The sequence below is a fragment of the Campylobacter sp. 2018MI01 genome (genome assembly GCF_018501205.1).
Taxonomy (GTDB): domain Bacteria; phylum Campylobacterota; class Campylobacteria; order Campylobacterales; family Campylobacteraceae; genus Campylobacter_E.
This window is the reverse complement of record NZ_JAHCZE010000088.1, coordinates 1-3,986: the sequence shown is the minus strand read 5'-3', so window position 1 is coordinate 3,986 and position 3,986 is coordinate 1. Positions and strand designations below refer to the sequence as shown.

Here is a 3,986-nt window from a genome sequence, read left to right as displayed (position 1 = left end):
AATTCTTCTTTACTCTTAGGATGGTATTTATTATCTTTAAATTCTATTTTAGATATAGTATTTAAGTCTTTTTTACTTGCCTTTTTTAATGTTTTCATAAAAATCCTTTCATAATAAAATAAATTGTATTGATTGTAATATTTTGCAAAGACACACTGTGTCTTTAGAAAAATATTTGTGTTTTATGAAAGCTTTTTTGAATTATTTAAGTAAATAATGAAAATAAAAAAGGAATTTAAAATAGGAATTTCGTTTGTTTGAAATACTAGAAAATACTCAAACAAACGAAATTTAGTGATTATTTACCTAACTTATCGCAACCTTCAAACATATTTTCTTGCTCTTTTACATTACTCATATCAAAATTAGGTTTATGGGTTAAGCTAGAGCAACAATAAAACATAGAGCTCATATCACACACATTTTTAGTATCAAAGTTTAAAGTTTGATTGAAATCAGAACAATTAGAAAACATATAACTCATATCAGTTACATTACTAGTATTAAAACTTAAAGGCTGATTGAAGTTTTCGCATTTGTTAAACATCCGACTCATATCACACACATTGCCTGTATCAAAGTTTAAAGGCTGATTAAAATTAAAACAATATCTAAACATAGAATCCATATTAGTTACATTACTTGTATCAAAGCTTAAAGGCTGATTAAAATTATAACAGCCATAAAACATAGCACTCATATTTACTACATTGCTTGTATTAAAATCTAGATGTTGATTAAAATTTTTACACTCAGCAAACATATCACTCATATCAGTTACATTACTAGTATTAAAACTTAAAGGCTGATTGAAATTTTCGCATTTGCTAAACATAGAATCCATATTAGTTACATTGCTTGTATCAAAGCTCAAAGCTTGGTTAAAATTAAAACAATCTTCAAACATATAACTCATATCAGTTACATTACTAGTATTAAAATTTAAAGCTTGATTGAAATTATAACAATCTTTAAACATAGATTTCATGCTAATCACTTTTAAAGTATTAAAATTTAAAACTTGGTTAAAATTTATGCAAGTATTAAACATAAAACACATGTTAGTTACATTGCTTGTATCAAAGTTTAAAGTTTGATTAAAGTTTTTGCACTTATAAAACATAAAACTCATATCAATTACATTTGATGTATTAAAGTTTAAAGGCTGATTGAAATTAAAACAATCATAAAACATAGAATCCATCTTAGTTACTTTAGATGTATCAAAGTTTAAAGCTTGATTGAAATTATAACAATTTCTAAACATTTCACTCATATCGTACACATTGCTTGTATCCCAAGTATTTATACCACTAAAATCTTTTCTATTACTACCCTTAAACAATTCACTCATATCAGTAATAGCACTTGTATTTATAGTATCTAGTGCAATATCTTCATACTTAATCAATACTTGTAATTCTTCTTTACTCATAGGATGATATTTATTATCTTTAAATTCTATTTTAGAAATAATATCTAAGTCTTGTTTGGTAGCATTTGCTAATGTTTTCATAAAAATCCTTTCATAATAAAATAAATTGTCTTAATGATAGCAATCTGCAAAGACACGATATGTCTTTAGAAAAATATTTGTGTTTTTATGAAAGTTTTTTTGAATTATTTAAATAAATAATGAAAATTAAAAAAGGAATTTAAAATAGGAATTTCGTTTGTTTGAAATACTAGAAAATACTTAAACAAACGAAATTTAGTGATTATTTACCTAACTTATCGCAACCTTTAAACATACCCTCTTTCTCTTTTACATTACTCATATCAAAATTAGGTTTATGCGTTAAACTAGAGCAATGATAAAACATATAACCCATATCGGTTACATTTAAAGTATTAAAACTTAAATGCTGATTAAAATTGCAACAACCATCAAACATATAATCCATACTTGTTACATTACTTGTATCAAAATTTAAAGGCTGATTGAAATTAAAACAATCATGAAACATAGCACCCATATCAGTTACATTTCTTGTATCAAAGTTTAAAGCTTGATTGAACTTGTAACAACGAACAAACATATTACTCATATCAGTTACATTTCTTGTATCAAAGCTTAAAGGTTGATTGAAATTGTAACAACTATCAAACATACAATTCATATTTACTACATTTTTTGTATCAAAATCTAAAGGCTGATTGAAATTGCAACAATATCCAAACATACTACTCATATTAGTTACATTACTTGTATCAAAGTTTAAAGCTTGATTGAAATTGTAACAATGACTAAACATAGAACGCATATTAGTTACATTACTTGTATCAAAGTTTAAAGGCTGATTGAAGTTTTTGCATTCCCAAAACATATAACTCATATTGGTTACATTTCTTGTATTAAGTTCTAAAGGTTGATTAAAATCTTTGCATGTACTAAACATTTGACACATATTAGTTACTTTACTTGTATCAAAGCTTAAAGGCTGATTGAAGTTTTTGCAAATACAAAACATAAAACTCATATCAGTTACATTTGAAGTATCCCATTCATTTATCCCACTAAAGTCTTTTCTATCACTTTTATAAAAAAGCTCACTCATATCAGTGATTAAACTAGTATCAATATCGCTTAGACTAATTCCATCTGTATAAACTAGAACTTTTAGTTCGTATTTATTAGCTGGTTGGTATTTGTTTGCTACCTTTTTTATCAAATTATTATTTAGCATATATTCTCTTGCTACATTTATCTCATAAGCTATTTTTATCATCAAATCTTCATTTTTAATCATTTTAATAAAATCAAATGACTCACATCCATTAAACATACCTTGTATATCAATTACATTTGATATATCAAAATCTAAAGGCTGGTTGAAATTTTTACAATCTCTAAACATATAGCTCATATTAACTATATTTGAAGTATTAAAGTTTAAGGCTTGATTAAAATTTCCGCAATCCCAAAACATACTATGCATATCTGTTACATTGTTTGTATCAAAATCTAAAGGCTGATTGAAATTTTCGCAACCACTAAACATCCCATCCATATCAGTTACACTGCTTGTATCAAAGCTTAAGGGCTGATTGAAATTTTCGCAACCACTAAACATCCATCCCATATTAGTTACATTACTTGTATCAAAATTTAAAGGCTGATTGAAATTAGAACAATGTCTAAACATATCACTCATATTAGTTACATTTCTCGTATCAAAATTTAAAGGCTGATTGAAATTAAAACAATCATAAAACATACCTTGCATACCTGTTACATTGCTTGTATCAAAGTTTAAAGACTGATTGAAATTGTAGCAATAATAAAACATATGGCTCATATTAGTTACATTTTTTGTATCAAAGTTTAAAGGCTGATTGAAGTTTTTACAAGCTCTAAACATCCAACCCATATTAATTACATTTGAAGTATCAAACTGTAAAGGTTTGTTAAAATTTATGCACTCAGAAAACATATCACTCATATTTACTACATTTTTTGTATCAAAACTTAAAGGTTTGTTAAATTTTTTGCAATTACTAAACATATAACTCATATTTACTACATTTTTTGTATCAAAATCTAAAAGCTGATTGAAATTTTTACAACCAGCAAACATACTACTCATATTAGTTACATTTCTTGTATCAAAACTTAAAGGTTTGTTAAATTTTTTGCAATTCAAAAACATACCATGCATATTAGTTACATTTCTTGTATCAAAGCTTAAAGGCTGATTGAAATTAAAACAACTATCAAACATATAACTCATATCAGTTACATTGCTTGTATCAAAATCTAAAGGCTGATTGAATTTTTTACAACCACAAAACATAGAACTCGTATCAGTTACATTGCTTGTATCCCAAGTATTTATACCACTAAAGTCTTTTCTATTAATATCTTGAAATAATTCACTCATATCAGTAATAGCACTTGTATTTATAGTATCTAGTGCTATATCTTCATACTTAATCAATACTTGCAATTCTTCTTTACTCTTAGGATGGTATTTATTATCTTTAAA

General features: G+C 25.7%; 2 protein-coding genes. Both read right to left on the bottom strand.

Features of this window, described 5'->3' with window-relative positions:
• Window positions 1–298: 298 nt before the first annotated feature.
• A complete protein-coding gene (locus tag KJQ97_RS08855) occupies window positions 299–1,516 on the bottom strand; it encodes a BspA family leucine-rich repeat surface protein (protein WP_214120613.1) in 1,218 nt (405 codons plus the stop codon).
• Between the two features lie 202 nt (window positions 1,517–1,718).
• Window positions 1,719–3,986, bottom strand: a 2,268-nt coding sequence (locus tag KJQ97_RS08850; protein ID WP_214120612.1) for a BspA family leucine-rich repeat surface protein, incomplete at its 5' end; no start/stop codon positions are given.

Coding starts and splice junctions, on each gene's coding strand:
- KJQ97_RS08855 (WP_214120613.1), bottom strand. CDS start 1,516: ATGAAAACATTAGCAAATGCTACCAAACAAGACTTAGATATTATTTCT.